Origin of the sequence: Tenacibaculum sp. MAR_2009_124 (assembly GCF_900105455.1) — a bacterium.
GTDB lineage: Bacteria > Bacteroidota > Bacteroidia > Flavobacteriales > Flavobacteriaceae > Polaribacter.
The window spans coordinates 471561-493281 of the sequence record NZ_FNSF01000008.1 but is presented as its reverse complement, the minus strand read 5'-3'; the positions used below and the strand labels follow the sequence as shown (position 1 = coordinate 493281).

The 21721-nt window shown below is 32.4% G+C and carries 21 protein-coding genes; 13 read left to right on the top strand and 8 right to left on the bottom strand.

Annotated features, from left to right (window positions below; all coding sequences use genetic code 11):
- The first annotated feature begins 10 nt into the window (after nucleotides 1-10).
- Complete coding sequence (locus BLW23_RS22160; protein ID WP_093674058.1) at nucleotides 11-955, top strand: hypothetical protein; 945 nt, start codon at nucleotides 11-13, stop codon at nucleotides 953-955.
- A 25-nt stretch (nucleotides 956-980) separates the two neighbouring features.
- Nucleotides 981-1370 (top strand): thiol-disulfide oxidoreductase DCC family protein, encoded by a 390-nt coding sequence (locus tag BLW23_RS22155; protein WP_093674056.1) that lies wholly within the window; start codon nucleotides 981-983, stop codon nucleotides 1368-1370.
- A gap of 33 nt (nucleotides 1371-1403) precedes the next feature.
- Here the strand turns inward: BLW23_RS22155 and BLW23_RS22150 are convergent, their stop codons facing one another.
- On the bottom strand, nucleotides 1404-2183 hold the full coding sequence (locus BLW23_RS22150; RefSeq protein WP_093674054.1) for a M48 family metalloprotease: 780 nt from the start codon (nucleotides 2181-2183) through the stop codon (nucleotides 1404-1406).
- A gap of 114 nt (nucleotides 2184-2297) precedes the next feature.
- Between BLW23_RS22150 and BLW23_RS22145 the strand changes: the two genes are divergently transcribed.
- Both BLW23_RS22145 and BLW23_RS22140 read left to right on the top strand, forming a co-directional pair.
- On the top strand, nucleotides 2298-4055 hold the full coding sequence (locus BLW23_RS22145) for an aromatic amino acid hydroxylase (protein WP_093674052.1): 1758 nt from the start codon (nucleotides 2298-2300) through the stop codon (nucleotides 4053-4055).
- A 1-nt stretch (nucleotide 4056) separates the two neighbouring features.
- Nucleotides 4057-4365: a rhodanese-like domain-containing protein gene (locus BLW23_RS22140; protein WP_255362864.1), complete on the top strand. Its 309-nt coding sequence runs from the start codon at nucleotides 4057-4059 to the stop codon at nucleotides 4363-4365.
- 72 nt (nucleotides 4366-4437) lie between these two features.
- On the opposite strand, the gene BLW23_RS22135 is transcribed toward BLW23_RS22140, so the two are convergent.
- From BLW23_RS22135 to alaS, 5 genes are all read right to left on the bottom strand, one after another.
- The gene (locus BLW23_RS22135) at nucleotides 4438-4635 is read right to left on the bottom strand and encodes a hypothetical protein (RefSeq protein WP_143032259.1); all 198 of its coding nucleotides are present in this window, start codon (nucleotides 4633-4635) and stop codon (nucleotides 4438-4440) included.
- 131 nt (nucleotides 4636-4766) lie between these two features.
- Nucleotides 4767-5717, bottom strand: a complete 951-nt coding sequence (locus tag BLW23_RS22130) for a GSCFA domain-containing protein (RefSeq protein WP_093674048.1) — start codon at nucleotides 5715-5717, stop codon at nucleotides 4767-4769.
- A gap of 11 nt (nucleotides 5718-5728) precedes the next feature.
- Entirely contained in the window at nucleotides 5729-6199 is a 471-nt protein-coding gene (locus tag BLW23_RS22125) for a hypothetical protein (protein WP_093674046.1), read from the bottom strand.
- Between the two features lie 9 nt (nucleotides 6200-6208).
- The gene (locus BLW23_RS22120) at nucleotides 6209-6928 is read right to left on the bottom strand and encodes a hypothetical protein (RefSeq protein ID WP_093674044.1); all 720 of its coding nucleotides are present in this window, start codon (nucleotides 6926-6928) and stop codon (nucleotides 6209-6211) included.
- 82 nt (nucleotides 6929-7010) lie between these two features.
- A complete protein-coding gene (alaS, locus tag BLW23_RS22115) occupies nucleotides 7011-9623 on the bottom strand; it encodes an alanine--tRNA ligase (RefSeq protein ID WP_093674405.1) in 2613 nt (870 codons plus the stop codon).
- 154 nt (nucleotides 9624-9777) lie between these two features.
- Here alaS and BLW23_RS22110 point away from each other — a divergent pair, with 154 nt between their 5' ends.
- The 8 genes from BLW23_RS22110 to BLW23_RS22075 all read left to right on the top strand — a co-directional run bounded on the left by BLW23_RS22110 (nucleotide 9778) and on the right by BLW23_RS22075 (nucleotide 16678).
- The gene (locus tag BLW23_RS22110) at nucleotides 9778-10746 is read left to right on the top strand and encodes a M23 family metallopeptidase (RefSeq protein WP_093674403.1); all 969 of its coding nucleotides are present in this window, start codon (nucleotides 9778-9780) and stop codon (nucleotides 10744-10746) included.
- A gap of 9 nt (nucleotides 10747-10755) precedes the next feature.
- On the top strand, nucleotides 10756-11085 hold the full coding sequence (locus BLW23_RS22105) for a MerR family transcriptional regulator (RefSeq protein WP_093674042.1): 330 nt from the start codon (nucleotides 10756-10758) through the stop codon (nucleotides 11083-11085).
- Nucleotides 11086-11104: 19 nt separating this feature from the next.
- Complete coding sequence (locus BLW23_RS22100) at nucleotides 11105-11701, top strand: LemA family protein (RefSeq protein ID WP_093674040.1); 597 nt, start codon at nucleotides 11105-11107, stop codon at nucleotides 11699-11701.
- Nucleotides 11702-11706: 5 nt separating this feature from the next.
- Nucleotides 11707-12144: a TPM domain-containing protein gene (locus BLW23_RS22095; protein ID WP_093674038.1), complete on the top strand. Its 438-nt coding sequence runs from the start codon at nucleotides 11707-11709 to the stop codon at nucleotides 12142-12144.
- A gap of 6 nt (nucleotides 12145-12150) precedes the next feature.
- Nucleotides 12151-12954, top strand: coding sequence for a TPM domain-containing protein (locus BLW23_RS22090; protein WP_093674036.1), 804 nt, complete (start codon nucleotides 12151-12153; stop codon nucleotides 12952-12954).
- A 251-nt stretch (nucleotides 12955-13205) separates the two neighbouring features.
- The gene (locus tag BLW23_RS22085; protein WP_143032258.1) at nucleotides 13206-14276 is read left to right on the top strand and encodes a hypothetical protein; all 1071 of its coding nucleotides are present in this window, start codon (nucleotides 13206-13208) and stop codon (nucleotides 14274-14276) included.
- A gap of 18 nt (nucleotides 14277-14294) precedes the next feature.
- Nucleotides 14295-14681, top strand: coding sequence for a hypothetical protein (locus BLW23_RS22080; RefSeq protein WP_093674032.1), 387 nt, complete (start codon nucleotides 14295-14297; stop codon nucleotides 14679-14681).
- A 1142-nt stretch (nucleotides 14682-15823) separates the two neighbouring features.
- Nucleotides 15824-16678: a hypothetical protein gene (locus BLW23_RS22075; RefSeq protein WP_255362863.1), complete on the top strand. Its 855-nt coding sequence runs from the start codon at nucleotides 15824-15826 to the stop codon at nucleotides 16676-16678.
- Here BLW23_RS22075 and BLW23_RS22070 read toward each other — a convergent pair.
- Complete coding sequence (locus BLW23_RS22070; RefSeq protein WP_093674028.1) at nucleotides 16670-17038, bottom strand: DUF423 domain-containing protein; 369 nt, start codon at nucleotides 17036-17038, stop codon at nucleotides 16670-16672. The genes BLW23_RS22075 and BLW23_RS22070 overlap by 9 nt on opposite strands.
- A 171-nt stretch (nucleotides 17039-17209) precedes the next feature.
- Here BLW23_RS22070 and BLW23_RS22065 point away from each other — a divergent pair, with 171 nt between their 5' ends.
- The gene (locus BLW23_RS22065; RefSeq protein ID WP_093674026.1) at nucleotides 17210-18019 is read left to right on the top strand and encodes a hypothetical protein; all 810 of its coding nucleotides are present in this window, start codon (nucleotides 17210-17212) and stop codon (nucleotides 18017-18019) included.
- A gap of 37 nt (nucleotides 18020-18056) precedes the next feature.
- Here the strand turns inward: BLW23_RS22065 and BLW23_RS22060 are convergent, their stop codons facing one another.
- Entirely contained in the window at nucleotides 18057-21719 is a 3663-nt protein-coding gene (locus BLW23_RS22060; protein WP_143032257.1) for a ShlB/FhaC/HecB family hemolysin secretion/activation protein, read from the bottom strand.
- Nucleotides 21720-21721: the final 2 nt, after the last annotated feature.

The following is a 21721-nucleotide window of genomic DNA, read 5'->3' as shown; positions in this document are numbered from 1 at the left end:
TAATACACTCATGATTTTAAAAAAAAGAATAGATAACTTAATTGAGAGGTTGTCTATCACTCATAATTTTTCATTTTATTCAAGTTGTTTAAGAATATTTGTTTGTTTTTATTTAGCCAAGGATATCCTAATAAACAATCAGTTTCATGTGGCTTTATTTAAAGGAGGCGATCATTTAATGCAAAGAGAAGCTCCTTGGCTGTCTCTGTTTGGAATTTCAAATCAACTAATTTCTGATAATATTGGTGTTTTCAATATAGTTTACTTGCTGTTAATTGTGCTTTTTTTCTTTGGGGTTGGTAAAAATTTTGTAGCGTTATTATTGTTTTTCTTTTTAGATGCTTCGCAATCGCTAACGTCTGTTATTTTGAATGGAGGTGATAACTACATGAAGTTTATTCTTCTTTATCTCATCTTTTTGAATTCTTATGAATACTTCTCTATGAGCAAGCAGCGTTATAAATTAACAGAATTAAATAGATTAAATACTTTTTTATCAAATTTGGCAGGATATTCTATCTGTATTCATTTGTGTTTGATATATTTTGTATCGGCAATGCATAAAATTCATACAGATGTATGGTTTAATGGAGTCGCTACTTATTATACGTTTTCATCTGAGCGATTTGGAGGAACAAATACAATTAATCAATGGATGTCTAAAAATGGAGTTTTGGTAACCTTAACAACGTATGGAACAATTATTATTGAGTTATTTTATCCAGTTTTGGTTTGGTTTAAAGAAACGAAATTACTGTTTATATTTTCAGCCATAGCATTGCATCTTGGAATTGCGGTTCTTATGATGTTGTATGATTTTCAAATATTGTTTATTGTCGTTCAAGGAATGTTTATTAGCAATAAATATTGGTGTTCATGGTTTGAGAAAGTTAAAGCGAAGACATGGGTTCAAAGAATACTAGTTTTAAAAGAAGGAAATAAATCCTTGTCTTAGAAAAGGATTCAATACATATAGGGCAATGAAAATAATTTTGTTTGATGGAGTTTGTAATTTATGTAATGCTACGGTAACCTTTATTATCAAAAAGGATGTTCGTAATGAGTTTAAATTTGCCTCTCTACAATCAGATTATGCAAAAGAGAAACTAGAAGGTACAGAAATAAAAGATTTGTCTACTTTAGTCCTAATTGATAATAATTGTATTCACATAAAATCCACAGCTGTATTAAAAATATGTAAAGAACTAAAAGGGTACCGTTGGATGAAAATATTATTATTCATTCCAGTACCTATTAGAGACTTTTTCTACAAGTGGATAGCATCCAATAGATATGTTTTTTTTGGAAAACAAAATAGTTGTATGCTTCCTTCAAAAGAACTTTTAGAAAAGTTTCTTCATCAGGAGTAAAGTGCACGATTTTATGAATCTATGTCGTTTTTATTATTGATATCTTCGAATGGCTTCTTTTATTTTTTCAATTCGATTTTCAGGATCGGGATGTGTGCTCTGGAATTCCGGGACTCTATTAGGACCAGCTGCGGCTTTTAAAATTTTCATTACATTAATTAGGTAAATAGGATCATAACCAGCATCAATCATCAAACGTACCCCCAATTCATCACTTTCTAATTCGTCACCTCTTCCGTTTTTTAGTAATGTTTGTTGCCCAATACTATTTGCTAGTGATCCTAAATCAGCGCCTACAGAAGCACCCATTGTCAAGAGTTTCCAGAAATTAGCTTCGGTAATTCGTTCATTAGAATGTTTCCCTAAAACATGTCCTATTTCATGCCCTAATACACCCGCCAGCATGTGTTCGTTTAAACGCCCGGCTTCATCAGTTAATTTAGAAAACAAGGCATACGTAATAAATATTTGCCCTCCAGGTAAAGCGAAAGCATTGATTGCTCTGGCATCTTTCAATAAGTGAAAATCGTATTGGTACCCTGATTTTTTAGCGATGGTGTTATTAACTAATTTCTGTCCAATATCATCCACAATCTTTTGATATCTATTATCAGGATATAACCCACCATGTTGCTGTGCCATTGATGGGGCTTGTTGGAGCCCTATAGCTATTTCCTGCTTTGGTGTTAGACTTATTGATTGGGTTTTACCTGTATACGGGTTTTCTGTTTTTTGGCTACATTTTCGTAAATAGGCAAAAGCGACTATTACCAGCCCTATTAACAGCCGTATTTTTAATCCACCTCGTCTCATTTTGTTTTTGATTTTTTGTCAGTATTTAAAGATACGAAATATAGTTTTTTTAACGAATATCAATTTTTTGTAAAATATAAAAAACTTAACTTTACGAAGTTTAAATAGCTATATATGAGTACTCACTTTGAATTGAATGAGGTAACGGAGAAGTTACCTAAACATTTACATAAATTTATTGTTCAGCAACCTTATAATGAATATACGGCACAGAACCAGTCTGTATGGCGTTATGTGATGAGAATGAATGTAGATTATTTGAGTAGAGTAGCACATAATTCTTATGTTAAAGGGTTAGAAAAAACTGGTATTTCTATAGAGAATATTCCATACATGGCCGGGATGAATCGAATTCTGAAAGAGATCGGTTGGGCGGCAGTTTCTGTTGATGGTTTTATACCTCCAAACGCTTTTATGGAGTTTCAGGCCTACAACGTTTTAGTAATTGCTTCCGATATGAGAACAATTGATCATATCGCATATACGCCTGCTCCAGATATTATTCATGAAGCTGCTGGGCACGCACCTATTATTGCAAACCCTGAATATGCGGAGTATTTGAGAAGGTTTGGCGAGATTGGGGCAAAGGCCATTTCATCATCAAAAGATTATGAGATGTATGAAGCCATTCGATTGTTATCTATTTTAAAAGAGAATCCGAATGCTGCTGTTAAAGAAGTTAATGAAGCTCAAGAAAAAGTAGAATGGTTACAGAATAACCTAGGAGAACTGTCTGAAATGGCAAAAATACGTAATCTACATTGGTGGACTGTAGAGTATGGCTTAATCGGAACTGTTCAAGATCCTAAGATTTATGGCGCAGGATTATTATCTTCAATAGGGGAAAGCAAATGGTGCATGCAAGACCAAGTTAAAAAGCTTCCTTATAGTATAGAGGCAGCGGATGTTAGTTTTGATATAACCAAGCCGCAACCTCAGTTATTCGTTACTCCCGATTTTGCGCATTTAAGCTTGGTATTGGAACAATTTGCGAATAAAATGGGAATTCGTAGCGGAGGATTGAAAGGAGTTGAAAAATTAATTGATTCAAAAAATTTAGGAACGATTGAATTAAGTACAGGTATTCAAATTTCAGGAACTTTTAGCAATGTAATTTCCGATGAAAAGAATCGTCCAATATACATTCAAACTGCAGGTCCAACTTCTTTAGCGAATAGAGATAAAGAGCTAATAGGTCATGGTATCAACTATCATGCGGAAGGTTTTGGTAGTCCTGTTGGGAAGTTAAGAGGGATTAATATTCCTATTGAAAACATGAGCCCGAGAGATTTAGAAGCGTACGGGATTTATGAGGGTAAAAAAGTAACTCTTGAGTTTGAAGGGAATATTAAAGTTGAAGGAGAAGTAATTACAGGAACAAGAGATTTAAGAGGTAAGATTTTACTAATATCATTTAAGAATTGCAAGGTAACACATGGTGATACTGTGTTGTTTCACCCAGATTGGGGAATTTATGATATGGCGGTAGGTGTTGAGGTGGTTTCTGCATTTGCAGGACCGGCAGATGTAAACTCTTTTGGAGATTTAGGTCAGGTTTCTGAAACTAAAACTCATAAAATTCAGTACTCAGATTCAGATAAAGAGTTATATGCTTTATATGAAAGAGTTAGAGATATGAGAGAAAACAATACGGTTTCGGAGAGTAAAGTTCAAACTATTTTTAATCGATTGAAGTCAGAATATAAAAATGATTGGTTATTACCTTTGGAATTATTAGAATTGGCATTAGAGAAAGATTATACAATAAAAATAGAACTATCTGCTTATCTGGAAATATTGAAAAGTAACAAAAGCTACCAAACATTAATTGAAAACGGCTTAAATTTGCTTCAAAATTTCCAACAAGCCTAGCATGGGATTATTTAACTTATTTAGAAAGAAAAATATGAGTAACGAAATTAAAGAATATTTAGAAAAAGGAGCAGTTGTTTTGGATGTAAGAACAATACCAGAGTGGAATGAAGGGCATTCGGAAGGTGCTAAACATATAGTGTTAGATACAATTCCTAATAATGTAGAAGAAATAAAATCATGGAACAAGCCAGTAATAGCTGTTTGTAGAAGTGGGGCTAGAAGTGGACAAGCAACAGAGTTTTTAAATGGACATGGTGTTGATGTTATTAATGGAGGTCCTTGGCAAAACGTAGATCAACATTTGTAATAGTATTCAAATAAAAAAATACAGAAGGTCGTCTGAATAGCTTCAGACGACCTTTTCTTTTTTTAACGTTTTTTAGAATTGAGGGACACATACATATCCCGTACCATTAAAATTACACAAGCCTGGTTCCTGATATTTTCCAAAAATATTATTAAAATATACAGTACACTCTTGGTTGTGGTATTCGCATGGTGTAGCATGCGAATGACCTCCGTTTACCTTTTTTAATTCTTGTTTTGATAATTTTTGAGCGTTAGTTGCTTTCAACATTTTTTTTAGCATAGTAGTTTAAATTTAGATTGGTTAAAAATAATTTCAATGAAAATACTATAAACTATTTGAGTTGTCAATTATTTAACATTTTTAAAAAGTTATTTAGGTATTGTTTAACAAACGGCAAGTTAGAATTTAATACTAGGGAAGTGTTGTTGTATGTTTTTCAGTTTATCCGATAGTTTTTTTAAAAAAACTTTGTGTTGATCCGATTCTGGATTGAAAGGTTTATGAGCTAACCCTTTTTGAATAGTATCAACAGTTTTCATAGTGGCTTGAGTGTCTTCAGAGATCCATACATTTTTAAAACGTTCCCATATATAATTGATGGCAACATTATTTGGATGAATCATGTCTTCTTTGTAAAAACGATAATCTCGAAGTTCGTCCATCATAATTTCATAAGAAGGAAAATAATGAATATTCTTTCTTTCATCAACAACTTTGTGAATAGCGCTGAGCAAGTGAGCCTTGCTTCGTTGGTTTTCTATAAAGCCATCTTTAAGATGTCTAACGGGAGAAAGTGTGAAAATTATAGAGGTTTTTGAGTTCTCTGACCTTATTAATGAAGTTAAAGCATCTAAGCTTTCCTTAATCTCATTAATTGATAAGATTTCCTTTAAGAATTTTTTCTGAGGAACCTTATGGCAATTGGCTACAAGTTGGTCTTTCTCAATAAATCGATATACCCATGCCGTTCCTAAAGTAACGATTATATGAGAGGCGTTATTCAAGCTATTTTGCGTTAAAGTAATAGCTTCATTTAAATTATCGAGAAGCCTTTCTTTCGTTGGAGAGCTAAGCTTAGAGTGAGCATTAAAGGAATGCCATTGTTCATTGTGAAAAAGAATGTCATTCTCTTTATAAACTTTTTGATTAATAGCATCAAGTACGAGGTTTTCGATTGCTTTGGGTTGAAACAAAATTCCAAAAGGGTTTTGAACTGTTTGAAACTTAAAATAAGAAAGTTTATTCCCTATGTTTTCCGAGAAACACGAGCCTAATAATAGTAACTTCGATTGATAAGTAATTGGATTGTACTGTTGTTGTTGTAAAGGTATTTGTGTTTGTAGGATCATAAACTTAAAAGCTATTGGTCGTTATAAGAAATCGTATACTTTATCAGTAGTAAAATTAAAGAATACTTGATTAAATATTCGTTTTTTGTGTTGAAGTTTGTAATTGTATTTATACCGATGCTAAACAGTTTAGATTTTCCAGAAGCTATTACGTTATTATTGAAATATATTTTAAACCTACCGAAAGGTAATATTGGTGTTTCAATTTTTAAAAAATTCTTACAAGGGAGTTCAAGATTACGGTACCCACCAAATAACAATGGCTTTTCTTTATAATAGGAAGGGGTGAAGTCTTCGATTTCGAAATCGTTCGTAAGTATCCCATGATCTTTTAATGTTAATATACGTTCATTGTGATAATCGTAAATTTCAATGAAATTTTTCTTTAATAATTTCCCGTGATATTTACTATGAAAAACAATCGAGTTTTTATGGTGAGCAGTTAAGCCATTGTTTCTGGAAGCCTTGATTGTATATTCCATGTTTGCAATTTATTTTTTGATTTTATTTTTACAATTATTCTTGTTTTTTACTACTTCAGCATGCGGTAGTTGTTTTTTCAACCAAGAAATAATGTCATTTAAATCTTTTTCCTTGAGTTCTAAAAAAGCAATCAAATGCTCTTTATCTCGATAGTCTAATGTTATCTGATTTTTAAAAATGACAATAAGTTCGACATCAGATAATACAAAACGCCTTTTCTCTTTTTCATTTTCATAAAAAAGAAAACTACCTTCTTTTATAAAGAAAGCCGTTGTTTTTGCTTTTCTATTATGTATTGCTAATGTTAGAATTATTAAAACTAATAGAAAGGGATTGGTGTTAGATGTTGGAATGAAGTATGCATATGCTAATGCTGCCAAAATGGATATCGTAGAAATACCGATCATTCCGTTCAAACGTGAATAATCATTTTGACTTGATAGTTTCAAAATACTGTTATTATGAACCTCTTGCTTTTTTAAAAGTGGTTGAAAAATAGAAGAGATAAGAATGATCGAAAGTAGTATCGTAAAATATTTGCTTGGAATTTTGTTTAAATATTCTCTAAAATCGATGCCGAAAAGTTCATTAGAGAAAAGAATGGAAATGTAGAATACTAATGAAATAATTGAGCTAAGAATCCTTCTCCATTCCTTTTTAATTTTAATAAGCGAGTTTTTTAAGTAAAATTTAATCTCTTCGATAGTGCTTTTTAAATCCTTATCCATCGCACAATTTTTTTACAAATATAAAAAAGGTTCAAAGAAATAATTCTCTGAACCTTTTCGTATATTTAAATTGAATCTCTTTTTATAGATAATCAACCGCTTTTTCTAATGCTTTAGGAATTCCTCCTGGGTTTTTACCTCCTGCGGTAGCAAAGAAGTTTTGACCGCCACCGCCACCATGAATCAGTTTTCCTAATTCTCTTACTACTTTACCAGCATCATAACCACGATCGTTAGCCAAATCTTTAGAAATATAGCAAGTTAACATCGCTTTTTCTTTTGATGGAGCTGTAGCAAATAATAAGAATAAATTATCTATTTCTCCACCCAATTCAAAAGATAAGGTTTTAATTCCATTTGGATCTAAATCAACTTGAGTAGCTAAAAAATGCACACCATTAACTTCTTTTAATTGATTTTTAATATCACCTTTTAAATTTTTCGCTTTATCCTTTAAAAGCTGTTCTATTTGCTTTTTAAGATTGGTGTTTTCATCTTGTAATGAACTAATTGATTTTACAAGATCCTTTGGATTCTTTAACTGTTGCTTAATATTGTTATAAGTACGTTCAACATCCTCGAAATAGTCACCGACGGCAACGTTTGTGATGGCTTCAATTCTTCTAATTCCAGCAGCAACGGCACCTTCAGATTTTATTTTGAAATACCAAATATCACCAGTTTGTTGTATATGAGTTCCTCCACATAATTCCATTGATTTCCCGAAGCGAATGGTGCGAACACTGTCCCCATATTTTTCACCAAACAAAGCAATAGCACCCTCTTCTATGGCCTGTTCCATTGGAATACCTCTTTGTTCTTCTAACGAAAGGTTTTCGCGAATACGTGCGTTTACAAATTCCTCAATTTCTTGTAATTGATCAGCATCAACCTTAGAGAAATGAGAGAAATCAAAACGTAGATATTTAGGGTTTACTAGCGATCCTTTTTGCTCAACATGATCACCTAAAATAGCACGCAATGCTTGATGCAATAAGTGTGTAGCAGAGTGATTGCTTGCAGATAATCTTCTAAATTCATCATTTACAACAGCCTTAAAAGTTTCATTTAAGTCTTTTGGAAGGTTCTTAGTAAAGTGGATTATTACGTTATTTTCTTTTTTAGTATCAGTAATGTAAATGACATCGCCATTGGTAGCTTCCAAAGCTCCTTTATCACCAACTTGCCCTCCTCCTTCTGGGTAAAACGGAGTTAGATTGAATACCAGTTGATATTGATCGCCATCTTTTTTGGTGGTAACCTTTCTATATCGTGTAATTTTTACGTTTGAAGTTAATGTATCATAACCAACAAACTCTTCAGTATCGTCTTCCTTTATAAAAACCCAATCTCCTGTTTCACTTGCAGAAGCAGCTCTAGAACGATCTTTTTGTTTTTTTAGTTCTGTATTAAACTCTTCAACATGAATATCAAAACCTTTTTCACGAGCAATTAACTCTGTTAAATCCAAAGGGAAACCAAACGTATCGTATAATTCAAACGCTTTTTTACCTGATACGGTTTTACCCTTTGTAGTTTCAATAACTCTATCTAATAATAACAAACCTTGATCTAAAGTTCTGAGGAATGATAGTTCTTCTTCCTTAACTACATTATGAACCAAAGTACTTTGCTTTTTAATCTCAGGAAAAGCATTTCCCATTTGGTGAGATAAGGTGTCTACCAATTTATAAATAAAAGCTTCTTTTTGATTTAAGAAAGTAAATCCATAACGGATTGCTCTTCTTAAAATTCGTCGAATCACATATCCAGCGCCATTATTACTTGGTAACTGTCCATCGGCAATAGCAAAAGAAACGGCTCTAACATGATCGGCAATTACACGAATAGCAACGTCAACTTTTTCATCTTTACCATACGTTACTCCAGTAATGGTTTCTATTTCTCTGATTAAAGGAGTAAAAACATCAGTGTCATAATTCGATTGAACATTCTGTAAAACCATACATAAACGCTCAAAGCCCATTCCTGTATCAATATGTTTAGAAGGAAGTTCTTCCAAGGAACCATTGGCTTTACGGTTATATTGCATAAATACAAGATTCCAAATCTCAACCACCTGAGGATGATCTTCATTGACCAAAGATTTCCCGTCTATTTTCGCTTTTTCTTCTTCAGATCGAATGTCTACATGAATTTCAGAACAGGGACCACAAGGACCTTGCTCTCCCATTTCCCAAAAGTTGTCTTTTTTGTTCCCCATTAAGATTCGATCTTCTGGAATAATTGCTTTCCAGAAATCATAGGCATCTTGATCTATTTTTGTTCCATCCTTTTCGTCTCCTTCGAAAATGGTAACGTATAAAATATTCTTGTCAATTTTATAAACTTCAGTAAGAAGCTCCCATGCCCAAGCAATGGCTTCTTTTTTAAAGTAATCACCAAAACTCCAGTTTCCAAGCATTTCAAACATGGTGTGGTGATAAGTATCGTATCCAACCTCTTCTAAATCGTTGTGCTTACCTGAAACACGTAGACATTTCTGAGAGTCGGAAATTCTATTATTTTTTGGGGTGGCGTTGCCTAAAAAGAATTCTTTAAACGGAGCCATACCTGAATTCGTAAACATCAGCGTTGGATCGTTTTTTAATACCATTGGTGCCGAAGGAACTATGTCATGTTGTTTTGACTTGAAAAACTCTAAAAATTTAGTTCTTATTTCTTGTGATTTCATACCACTACCCATATCTTAAAATTGTTAATTTTTATCTAAAAAACTCCTAAAAAAATGAAGTTTTAAAACATTTTGTAAATTTGTGGGTTACCAATTTATAACCCCCTTAAAAATGGTGCTCTTTAAAGAGCACAAAAATAGTATATTTAGCATTATGGCGAAAGTAAAATATTATTATGATCCGGATACGCTTTCTTATAGGAAAATAGAGAAAAGAACGAGTGAAAAATATAAACAAGCTTTCTTAGTAACCTCTGGAATTTTTTTGATAGCCTTTTTAGGTTTTATTGGCTTTAGTCAGTTTCTACTTACCCCGAAAGAGCGATCGCAAAAAAGAGAACTTGAAAATTTAAAATTACATTATGAACTCTTATCAAAAAAAATGGAAGAGAGTTCTCAGGTTTTAACAGAATTACAAGATAGAGATAATAATATATATAGAACATATTTTGAAGCAACGCCAATAGCCGATGAACAAAGAATAGCAGGTTTTGGAGGAGTAAACAGATACAAACATCTTGATGGTTTTGAAAATACTAGCATGATTAGGAATGCAACAAAACAACTCGATGTATTATCAAAACAGATGGTCGTGCAATCGAAGTCTTTAGACGAAATTGTTTCATTGGCGAAGGAAAAAGAAAAAATGCTAGCATCAATACCCGCAATTCAACCAGTTAAAAATGAAGATTTGACAAGAATGGCTTCTGGTTATGGAATGCGTTTACATCCTATATTAAAATCATGGCGTATGCATAATGGTATGGATTTTACAGCACCTTCTGGTACACCAATTTTTGCTTCAGGAAATGGTAAGATAATAAGGTCGGAAAGAAGTGCAACATTTGGAAATGTTGTGTATATTGAACACGGATATGGTTATAAAACAATTTATGCTCATATGAGTAAAATTGTAGGAAGAAAAGGACAGAAAGTAAAGAGAGGTGACTTAATAGGTTATGTTGGAAATACAGGTCGTTCGGCGGCTCCTCACTTACATTATGAGGTTCATAAGAATAACCGCCCCGTAAACCCGATATATTATTATTACGGAGACTTAACGCCGGAGGAGTTTATTGCAATGCAAAAAGCCTCTCAGCAAAAAGGGCAGTCGTATGATTAAACAATAGAAATGCATGTAGATTTACCTGATAAAAGATATTATAAAATTGGAGAAGTAGCTGAAGCCTTTGGTGTCAATACTTCTCTAATTCGTTTTTGGGAAAAAGAGTTCGATGTTATTAAACCCAAAAAAAATGCGAAAGGAAACAGATTGTTTACAAAAGAAGATGTAGAAAATTTTAAATTGATATTTAATTTAGTAAAAGAAAGAGGTTTTACTTTGGATGGAGCTAAGAAGAAGCTTGGTAAAAATCTAGATAAAGTAGTTAGCAATCACGAAATTATTAGTAGATTAGAAGCTGTAAAAGCAGAGCTTATCAAAATAAAAAATCAATTGTAAATACAAAAAATCAAATATTATGAAAAAATGGTTAGTGCCTTTAATTGTAATAGGTGTTATAGCGTTCGTTTTATATAACTGGGCTGTTGGGTTTAATAATACGGCGATTGAGCATCAAGAAAATGCGAAAACAGCTTGGTCGAAAGTAGAAAGTTCTTATCAAAGAAGAAATGACCTTATTGGGAATTTAGTAAAAACTGTGCAAGGGGCTGCAGACTTTGAGAAGTCTACCTTGACCGAAGTAATTAATGCCAGAGCAAAAGCTACCTCTGTAAATATTAATGCTGGTGACCTAACTCCTGAAAAAATGGCGCAGTTTCAGCAAGCGCAGCAAGGTTTAACAGGTGCTTTATCAAAGTTGTTGGTGTCAGTTGAACGTTATCCAGAGTTAAAGGCAAATCAGAATTTTTTAGAGTTACAGAGCCAATTGGAGGGTACTGAGAATCGCATTAATGTAGCGAGAGATCGTTTTAATGAAGATACTAATGTTTATAATAAACATATTAAAAAGTTTCCAGGGTCAATTTTAGCTGGAATTTTTGGTTTTGAAGAAATGACTCGTTATAAATCTGATCCGGGAGCAGAAAATGCACCTAACGTTGACTTTAAATTTTAAGTTGGATGTCAAGAGTTGAAGATTTTCTTTCAGCAAAAGAAGAGCAAGAAATAGTGAATGCCATAAAACAGGCAGAAAAGAATACTTCTGGAGAAATCAGAGTACATATTGAGGCAACGTCAAAGTTGCCTCATTATCTTAGAGTTCAAGAGGTATTTCAAATGCTTAAAATGGATAATACCAAAGAGCATAACGCGGTGTTGTTCTATGTTGCTGTTGAAGATCGGAAGTTTGTGGTGTATGGAGATGAAGGAATTAATAAAGTAGTTCCGGATAATTTTTGGGATACAACAAAAGATGCAATGCAGGAGGAATTTCAACAAGGTGATTTTAAGCAAGGGATCATCAATGGAGTGTTAAAAGCGGGAGAGGAGTTAAAAGTGCATTTCCCATGGCAAACAGATGATGAGGATGAATTGTCGAATGAAATATCTAAAGCTTAAAGAAAATTGAAAAAGACCATTTCTACTTTAATCCTTATATTTTCACTATTTAGTGTTTTTAATATCTTTTCTCAAGGTTTTGAAATTCCAAAGAAGCCGAAAAAAGAAAAAGATCAGACTAGTTTATATGATTATATAAACTTATTAACTCCGCATGAGAAAACTACATTAGAACAAAAGTTGATTAAGTATTCAGATACAACTTCAACACAAATTGTAGTTGCAGTAATTAATTCTACAGAAGGCGAAAATATTGGGTATTTAGCTACCAATTGGGCACATGAGTGGGGAATTGGTCAAGAGAAAGAAGATAATGGAGTTTTTATATTGTTAGCAAAAAACGATAGGAAAATTACTATAAGGACAGGGTATGGAGTAGAGCACTTACTTACTGATTATACATCAAGACAAATTATTGAATACGATATACTTCCTTACTTTAAACAAGGGAATTATTATGGAGGTTTAAATAAAGGAGTTGATACTATTTTCAAAGTTCTTCAAGGTGAGTACAAAGGGACTCGCAAAGATTCAGGGCCTATATTCGATTCTGGATGGATTATTTTTTTTATTATCCTTATCATCTTTTTTATCATTGTTTCAAATGGTAATAAAAATAACAGAGGAGGAGGTAGAAGGTACCGAGATTCAGGAGGAAGTGTCTTTGATACCATAATTCTAAGCAACTCAGGACGAGGTGGTTTTGGAGGCGGTGGCTTTGGTGGAAGTTCATCTTCTGGCGGAGGCGGTTTCGGAGGGGGCTTTGGTGGCGGAGGCTTCGGTGGAGGTGGAGCTACTGGAGGCTGGTAGCGATATGAAAGGGGGTAAAACCATTCACTCCTTATTTAATTCAAAAAATAATTTTACTTTTTTAACTCTTCTGCAGTATATAGTAAATATTGTGGAGGTATTACCTATTTCTTATTCTAGGATTTCTGAATAGAAACTATATGTTCCGTTTCTTAAAAGGTGTTGCATAAATACCTATCCATAGGGATATAGCGCTCCCTTTTTATCAACTAGTTTTGGATGAATAATATCAAAATCAAAAATCACTAGTCATGATAAAAAATAAAAAACTACTCTGGTATATTATGCTATGCTTTACCTGTACATTTCAAAGTTGTATGGTGCATAAGCTAAAAGTAAATAAGTCTAAAAAAAACTTTTATGGTATTAAGAAGTTTCTGTCTGAGAATGATCAGATAGATGTATTTGTGACTCATGGAATGGGGATAAATAATATGAATTTTGCTGATGATTTGGTAAAAGGGATTGTTGAGAAAGAAGGATTTAATTTATTAAAAGATACTACACATCATTTAATATATAGTAAGCGTAGAGTAATTACTTACCGTAAAGGAAGTAAGCAGTTGAGGTTTACAGTTCATGGATGGTATCCAGCTACGGGATTAAAATTTATACTCCATTTTATGGATGTTATTCCTGATCGATTAGAAACGATGGATCAGTTTAAGGCATCTTTAATGAATCAGTCCGTGTCAGATGTGATTATGTATCAGGGGAATTTTAGAGATATTATACGCAGAGAAATGAAAAACACCTTACAAAGTATGGTGAATGAAGAGGGAAGTATACCAATTGTTGGGATCACCGAAAGCTTAGGTTCAAAGATTTTTATTGAAACCATTAATAAGAGTATAAATGATGGTGAGGTTTGGGCTAAGAAATGGAAACAATCGATTACATCAATTTATATGTTGTCTAATCAACTTCCTTTATTATATATGGGAGATCTTAGTGTGTCTGAAAATGTAGATAAAGAAGGGGTTGCTTTTGATAGAAAAAATAAAGCTATGCGAGATAAACTCATTCAAAATATATATAATCCTTTGAAACAGTTTACACAAAGCTTAAATGGGGATAAGAAGTATAAGCCCCAATTAATAGCGATATCCGATCCTAATGATTTATTGTCATACCCAGTTCCTGAAGATGTTTTTTATACATCAGCATATAATGTTAATAATGTTTTTGTGAGTATTGCAGCGAAGGGGTATTCTTGGCCTTTTGGAAAACCGAAGATAGTAAACCCAATTAAAGCTCATCTGAATTATCAAAAGAATCCATTAGTAATAAACTACATTCTTAATGGAAGTATAAACAAGTAATAACAAAAGTTTTAAAATATGAGTATTAAAGAGCAAGGGAATAGTATTCCTGTAGAAGAATTTGCTGGGGCTGACGTCAGTGGTACTGGTTGTGGGTATAACTTAACATCAGATCAGCGATTTGAATTGATTAAAGAAGGTTTTCTTCTTGAAGATAAAAATAGCCTAGGTTTTAATTTTTTTTCAAAGTTAAATTATGTCTACAATGACGAAGTTTATGCAAAGCATTATAATGGAGAGATCTGGAGAATCGTTTATTTAGGTCAGCCCGCTATTATAAAACACTATGTGGGAAAGCAATACACTTGTGGAGGAGCATACGGTTACCCTCTAAATACGGATGGAGGATATCTTAAACATGTAAAATTAGGGAGTATAAAATTTTTAAATAACTATACACCATAAAAACAAGCAGGTATGGTAGGTTTTGTATAAATATCTATTTTGTATTCATGGGTTCGTGTATGATCAATCATTTAATTTAATAGTAAGAGTTAGAAAAGTGATAAGTTTTGGAGAGCCTTAAATTATTTTTTTTATTAAATTTTGCATTTATTACAAAAAAAATAGGCGTTCATAGTTAAATGTATGTCGTTTAGGATATTTCTTATTGCCAAAACAAATTACTTTATTACATTAGCTATGATTAAAAAATTACTTTACTCAACCTACTATACCCAATAACCAAGCGTAGTATACACCAATACTACTTAAGAGACCACAGTTTTCGAACTGTGGTTTCGTTTTTTTGTTGTGTTTTCATTTATTTTTGAAATTTGTAAAATTTGCAAAATATAATATTTGTTATGTATTCTTGATAAAGTAATGAAAGAAATAAAAAAACCCGTAATATAAATTACGGGTTACTAACCAAACTTACATAAAAACTACTCTGTGTAGAGTACTAATTATATTGTAGGAGTTGGAAGAAAGCCAACTCTATTTTTTATTTATAAAAATCAATATTTTACTAACTCTAATGTAATTTATAGTTTCTGTTATAAATTATATTAGTTGATCCTTTTTCTAAGAAAGCGTTGTTTTAAAAATTTGAACTTAGCAAAATGCTAGTAAAACAATTTTTTGCATAATTAACTTATTAACAAAGCGAACAAACATATCCTCATAGCGGGCGCAAGATACAGGGAAATCTTCGCTTCAAAAAAAAAAAAATGTTAAAAAAGAAAGGCTGTATTACGGATTTCCGTAAAGAAATTTATAATCAAATAGTTATATTAGCAATGTACAATTATTTAGGGGAAATTTTAATTGTCAAAGGCTACTCCTGCTATATTCTTCCATATAGCAGGCTGTAGTCAAATTTTAGCGGGGGCAGCAATAGAAAAAATAGGCGTAATTGTCTTATTAGATAAATTAACTTAGTCTTTTATGATATGTTTTTTTTAGTGTAATATTTTGACTTTAAGCATGTAAATCATGTGTGCTACGTTGCCCCTCGAACTCTTTTTTATATGGCCTTCATTTTTTCTTTCCTTATGAACAATAAATTTATATAATTTTATGTTTTGATAGTTTAACAATTATATATGAAGAAGTATTCCTTGTTTTTGTTTATGATCTTAGTTTCTTTTGGATGTACATATTTTGGTAAACTTAAGTTAGTGAGTGTGTTACCAGGTGGTTTGAAAGAGGTTTCTGGTGTTGAGTACCCCATGAAATCAAATATTTTATGGATGCATAATGATAGTGGTAATAAATCGGAGGTATTTGCAATGGATGTTTTTGGTAAAAAGCTAGGAAAAATTAAATTGAAACAAAAAAACAGAGATTGGGAGGACATTACCTCAGATAGTGAAGGGAATCTCTACATAGCTGATTTTGGAAACAATGATAATAAAAGAAAAAACTTAGTTATTTACAAAATTGGACAAGAAAAATTGACCATGGATGGAAAGATTGATGCAGAAGAAATTACATTTTCATATCCCGATCAAGAAATGTTTCCACCTAAAAAGAAAGATCGGTTTTTTGACGCTGAATCGATTTTCTATAATAATGGTTATTTATATATTTTTTCGAAGAGTAGAGTGAAAAACAAATATGGAGAAACAACATTGTATAAAGTGAGAGCTACTCCTGGGGAGCACATGGCAATTCTTATGGGTAGGTTTAATACTTGTGATGATGATTTGAGTTGTTGGATAACAGCGGCTGATATTTCCCCAGATAGAAACAAGGTAGCTTTATTAAATCATAACACTGTTTTTATATTTAGTGATTTTGAAGGAGACAATTTTTTTGAAGGTAAACTCGTCAAATATAACTTGGGTCATACATCTCAAAAGGAAGGACTAACCTTTAAGGATAATAATACTTTATATATTGTAGATGAGAAATCCCATGGAACAGGAGGGAACTTGTACGAGTTTAGTTTAAACTAAAACCTTAACGAGAAGGAGCACCCAGCCTATGATTAAGAATAAGCCCCCTATTGGAGTAATTGGGCCTAAAAACCGAAGCTTTTTTCCTTTTGAATCCGATAAAACAAGACCGTAAATGCTGAAGGAAAATAAGAAAATTCCAAGAATAAAACTTATTCCTAAAAAATAACTTGGATTCGTAATATTGAAACCGATAATAAGTAAAACAATTGCATGGTACATTTGATATTTTACACCAGTTTCAAAAGATTTCAATTGATCAGCATTTAATCGTTTTTTTAGAGCATGCGCTCCAAAAGCTCCAAAAAGAACAGCTAACATCCCGAAAATAGAGCCAAATAATAAAAGAGTATGATTCATCATTTTTTTAACAAAAAAAGGAAAACTTAATGTGTTATGCTAAATTTTTTCATATTACTTTTTAAGATCCTTCTTTCGAGAATATTAAAAACATTAAATTAGAAAATTTAACTTTGGTTAACAGATAATTAAACGTAAATTTACAATAGAAAACAAGAACCTCTTTTTTACATGTATTCAACAATACCTGAAGATTACTCAGAATTTTTATTTTGGGTAAAGGAAAGGACAGAATCTTTTTGGCGTGGTAGTCAAAAAGGCAATTCCTCTCATATAGTATGCGATGACTGGCTGAAAGACGCAAAGTGGATCGGAATGACCGACGAAGAAATTCAAAATGCTGAAATTACCCATAACATTAAATTTACCGATCATCATAAACTCTTTTTGAAAATATTGCATACAGTAAACAAAAAACAAATTGTTGTGAAGTATGATTCAGAAGGAAATGAAATCGAAACGGAAAAATCACTGTTTTATAATTGGAATACGGATCATGATAGAATTGATGAGTATTTAAAATGGCCCCATGATATTTTACTAAAGAGTGTTTTAGATGGAAATATTTGGTTGAATTCTTGGGGAGGAGAACCAAAAACAAATAAAGAAAAAAAGGATGTTTTCTTAAAATGGTTTGTTGAACTTCCAAAGCTTATTCCTCTAAATTCACATAGATTTCTTATCAGTGAACCTGTAACGTCTGATAATCTAATTTTATCTGTACAAGGGATAAATACCATTATTTATGGAAGAAATATGCGCCATTATTTATTAAGTGAATTAGAAGGGAGTTTGGGGTTGCTTAAATATGTTTATGACGATGACGAAGAAGTATGGCATGAAGAACCAACGGATCAATTACTACAAATTCATAAAAAAGAATTTAATCTCTTAAAAAGCAAGGAAATTTTGGGATGGAGAGAATTTCTTAGTTCTAATGGATTCAACGATTATTTAGAAGTTAAAAATAAAGTGATATAAATAAAAAGCTCTACATTATGTAGAGCTTTTGTGTTTTCTAAAAATTAAATCCAACACTAAAGGAAAGTCGATCTTCATTAGAATTTCCTTGAAAGTATGAAATGTTTAAAGTGAAGGCATCAATAGCGCTTATCCAAAATGAACCACCATAACTCGTATGCCAAATGGTGTTTTTTGATTCAAATGGGCTCCAAACACGACCATAATCAAAACCTGCAGTAATACCTGTTTTTAAGGGTAAGAATGTAGATTTTATTTCTCCAAATCGCAGACGTAAATCGTTACTATGGTAAAAACTTTCTCTTCCTGTAAATCTTTGACGGTTAAAACCTCTCAGGCTTTTATCTCCACCTAACGTAGCGGCCTGAAAGAATTCGAAACGATTACCAATATTAATTTGTGTTCCTATTTCAGAAGCAAATACTAAAGAACGATTACTAACTAAGTTTTGATACATAGCTAAAGAACCTTTAAAGTAACCAAAACGTCTTTCAAAATCATCAATTTTTGATTTAGCACCAATAGCCAAGTCAAAGTTCATCCCTTTTGTAGGGAAGCTTATATCATCCACGCGGTTATGTCCGACACTAAGTTCTCCTCCTATAAAGTAATTCGTGTCAAAAATATTGATAGCACTTTGGTCAAATTCAGTAATATTTCTATTTGGAGTATTTTGCACTTCAATACCTTCAATAGAAGAACTAAATTGAAGTGTGTTTCCTCCTCTAAAACGCCTTAATAATGAAGGAGAAAAGTATAATTCACTTCTTTTAACACGATAGTAATCTAGGTTGAAGTTTTGGTCGAAAATCGTTTGGTTTCCCCAACCAAAAAAATTGATTGCATAATTGTCGCTTGTTACTCTTGCGTTTAAAACTAAATTCCAGTTACCAATAATTTCATTGAATTCACCATTATATTCAAAATCATATCCTTGAATGGCAGAGTAATAATTAGCAGCCAAAGTATGTTGACTAGAATATGGTGTTTTTTTGAAGCCTTGACGAGTATGAGTTAAGGTTGCACCAAAGAAGAATCCGTCGTCAGGGTTGCTTCCAAGATTTGGAAAAACTAACGTTGTATTGTTATTAATATCCCTATGATTGTAAGTGTTTCTAAAGTAATTATCAGAACGCAAATCGGCGGTTTCTTTACTTTTATTTACCGTATTCTTTTTCGACTTATAATCGTATATTTTCGTTTTTTTACTCCATCCAGCAACCGAAGATTCATCAGTATAAGTATCGTTATCCTGACCTCCAATTAAACGGATAAGAATCCCATTTTTTACCTTTCCTTTAATGTTAAACGTATCATCACCATTTAAACCGTATAACTGAATTTCTTTTGTTTCTTTAGTAGAGAAAATACGTTTATAGATGGTATCATTTTTACGAGTAACAACAATCGAAGTTTCATTGTCATTTACCCTATCAATAACAAACACATCCTTTTTATCCGTGCCGACTATATAGGCAGTTTTTGCTTGCCTTTTGTAATATCTCTTTGTTATTTCTTTAAGTTTGTTTCTTCTAGATTTAATCTTATCAATAGTTTCCTTTCCATCAATGTCAAAAATCTTTTTTGGAAGTTTTTTTATAGATGCTTCAATCACTTCATCGGTTAAATGTTGTTGAATATATTCAGCTTGAGATAACCACTCATTAAGAGTTAATTGATTGAGGAATTCTGCATCAAAGAAACGAGGATAGTTGTTATACCATTTCATATCTTTAATGTCGTGGTCGAAACTTTGCATGTTTTTCACTAAAGGAACAAATTGTTTTACCAATGGAATCATAACTCCGTCAAATTTGGAAAGTGGTTGATCTCTATCTCTAGGAATAGGACGGTAATAAGTTTTTCCTGATTCTGTTTTAAAAGAAGCCCAACGCCATTGATCTTCATGTCTGTCCCAGTCTCCAATCACCATATCAAATAAACGTGAACGTATTGCCCATTCCTGATCTATATAATGCTTTCCATTTTTTCGGATCTTTTCTAAAACATCAAAGGTGCTGATAATCTTTTTAGAATTACCAAAACTATTAACATCATCTCGATTTCCTGCTGGGCGTTCTTCTAATAAATACAGCCCACCTCCAAATATATCATTGAATGCATCGAGAGCCGGTTGCTTCGGCATATAATAGAGTTTCGGATTGGTATGGTAAATGTTTACACTTTCGGCCATATCAGGAATAATAAATGCTGCATATGGATGTGACATAGTAAAAATATCTTGAACAACATCAATAAGAAATGTTCCTTTTAAAATACCACCCATAATGCGGCTTCCATCTTTTAACATAGAACGCAATACGTATTGTTTTCCATTGGGGTTTTCAAGACGTAAAGAGTTGGTTTGATTACCACCACCGCGGCGAATTGGTTTTAACCCTCCGAAAGCTTTATTTAGGTCAAGTACAGGTACCTGAATTTCTTTCCCATATTTTTCTCTGTGTAAATCTCCCCACATAAACTTATGAAATCCGCTAACATCTGTTTTCTTTGGTGGATAAATTGATGCCGTAACAAAATCTTTTTGAATATTATATTCCGAAAAATCAAAAGCTAATTGAGAAGAAGGTGTTTTTGGGCTAATAATTTCTTTACTAAACAAAAGCTTGTTTTGATCAGTATCATTAGCTGAATAATATTCAATGACAGCAGAACCATCTTGATAAAAATTTAACTTAGAATATCCAAGATTCCCATAAGTAAATTGTGCTCCATAACCAGCTAAAGCTGGAGATTGTTTTGAGCCTGAGCCACTAATTACCTGCTTAAATCCGTCATTTTCGATGTATTGTAAATTATGTTCGTGGCCACCAACGAAAACAATATTATTTTTAAAATCATCAGCAATAAGTTCTATTTGTTGAACGAATTCATGATAACTCTTATTAAAATTATCTGTTTGAATTCCTACATGCGAGCGGAGTGCATTTTTAAAAGTTCCAAGCACTGGTATTGGAGTCATATGATCTTTAAACGAAAAACTACCGCCATGAGGTCCATTACTATATAATGGATGATGCATGGCTACTACAACATTTTTATAACGATTCTTTTTAAATAGTCCCCATAGTTCATCAATGAATCGTTCACGAGTTCTTATTTCGCAATTTTCATTAATTGTTGGGTGATTGTTCCAATCGGTTAAAAACCATTTAGAATCAATAATGATTAATGTAAGATTGTCGTTGATGTTTATTTTGTCTAAACCACATCCATTTTCAGGAAGGAACGTGTTTTCTCCTAAAGCCTTTTTAACCATTTTTTCCTGACGTTTAAGTCCTTTAACACCGTTATTATACCAATCGTGGTTTCCAGGAATAAAAATAGGATTGCCTTTGAAATTTTTTACAGCATCTAATTGAATTTGTAGTCGATGTTCTGCTAAAGGTCTATCTGGACTATTTTTCTTCGGCATTCCAATAGGGTAAATGTTATCACCTAAAAAGATAGCGGTAGCGTTTTTTTCGGCATTTACTAGCTCTTTTTGAAAATAATTTAAAGAAGCTAGATTTTCTCCCATTTTAGCATTACCGGCATCTCCAATCAAGTAAAACGAATGGTCGAGTTCTTTGTTAACTTTAACAGGTTTCGCATCTCTATCATTGGCATATTTAGCTTTGTAAGAAGCACATGACGCTATAAATAGAAAGAGTAGTATGTATAAGTAATTTTTTTTCATGT

Bases quoted from the DNA above. Each gene is read 5' to 3' on its own strand.
- BLW23_RS22105 (WP_093674042.1), top strand. From the start codon at position 10,756: ATGCATGTAGATTTACCTGATAAAAGATATTATAAAATTGGAGAAGTA.
- BLW23_RS22080 (WP_093674032.1), top strand. From the start codon at position 14,295: ATGAGTATTAAAGAGCAAGGGAATAGTATTCCTGTAGAAGAATTTGCT.
- alaS (WP_093674405.1), bottom strand. From the start codon at position 9,623: ATGAAATCACAAGAAATAAGAACTAAATTTTTAGAGTTTTTCAAGTCA.
- BLW23_RS22120 (WP_093674044.1), bottom strand. From the start codon at position 6,928: ATGGATAAGGATTTAAAAAGCACTATCGAAGAGATTAAATTTTACTTA.
- BLW23_RS22150 (WP_093674054.1), bottom strand. From the start codon at position 2,183: ATGAGACGAGGTGGATTAAAAATACGGCTGTTAATAGGGCTGGTAATA.
- BLW23_RS22140 (WP_255362864.1), top strand. From the start codon at position 4,057: ATGGGATTATTTAACTTATTTAGAAAGAAAAATATGAGTAACGAAATT.
- BLW23_RS22100 (WP_093674040.1), top strand. From the start codon at position 11,105: ATGAAAAAATGGTTAGTGCCTTTAATTGTAATAGGTGTTATAGCGTTC.
- BLW23_RS22145 (WP_093674052.1), top strand. From the start codon at position 2,298: ATGAGTACTCACTTTGAATTGAATGAGGTAACGGAGAAGTTACCTAAA.
- BLW23_RS22075 (WP_255362863.1), top strand. From the start codon at position 15,824: ATGAAGAAGTATTCCTTGTTTTTGTTTATGATCTTAGTTTCTTTTGGA.
- BLW23_RS22085 (WP_143032258.1), top strand. From the start codon at position 13,206: ATGATAAAAAATAAAAAACTACTCTGGTATATTATGCTATGCTTTACC.
- BLW23_RS22070 (WP_093674028.1), bottom strand. From the start codon at position 17,038: ATGAATCATACTCTTTTATTATTTGGCTCTATTTTCGGGATGTTAGCT.
- BLW23_RS22135 (WP_143032259.1), bottom strand. From the start codon at position 4,635: ATGTTGAAAGCAACTAACGCTCAAAAATTATCAAAACAAGAATTAAAA.
- BLW23_RS22130 (WP_093674048.1), bottom strand. From the start codon at position 5,717: ATGATCCTACAAACACAAATACCTTTACAACAACAACAGTACAATCCA.
- BLW23_RS22095 (WP_093674038.1), top strand. From the start codon at position 11,707: ATGTCAAGAGTTGAAGATTTTCTTTCAGCAAAAGAAGAGCAAGAAATA.
- BLW23_RS22060 (WP_143032257.1), bottom strand. From the start codon at position 21,719: ATGAAAAAAAATTACTTATACATACTACTCTTTCTATTTATAGCGTCA.
- BLW23_RS22065 (WP_093674026.1), top strand. From the start codon at position 17,210: ATGTATTCAACAATACCTGAAGATTACTCAGAATTTTTATTTTGGGTA.
- BLW23_RS22125 (WP_093674046.1), bottom strand. From the start codon at position 6,199: ATGGAATATACAATCAAGGCTTCCAGAAACAATGGCTTAACTGCTCAC.
- BLW23_RS22155 (WP_093674056.1), top strand. From the start codon at position 981: ATGAAAATAATTTTGTTTGATGGAGTTTGTAATTTATGTAATGCTACG.
- BLW23_RS22110 (WP_093674403.1), top strand. From the start codon at position 9,778: ATGGCGAAAGTAAAATATTATTATGATCCGGATACGCTTTCTTATAGG.
- BLW23_RS22160 (WP_093674058.1), top strand. From the start codon at position 11: ATGATTTTAAAAAAAAGAATAGATAACTTAATTGAGAGGTTGTCTATC.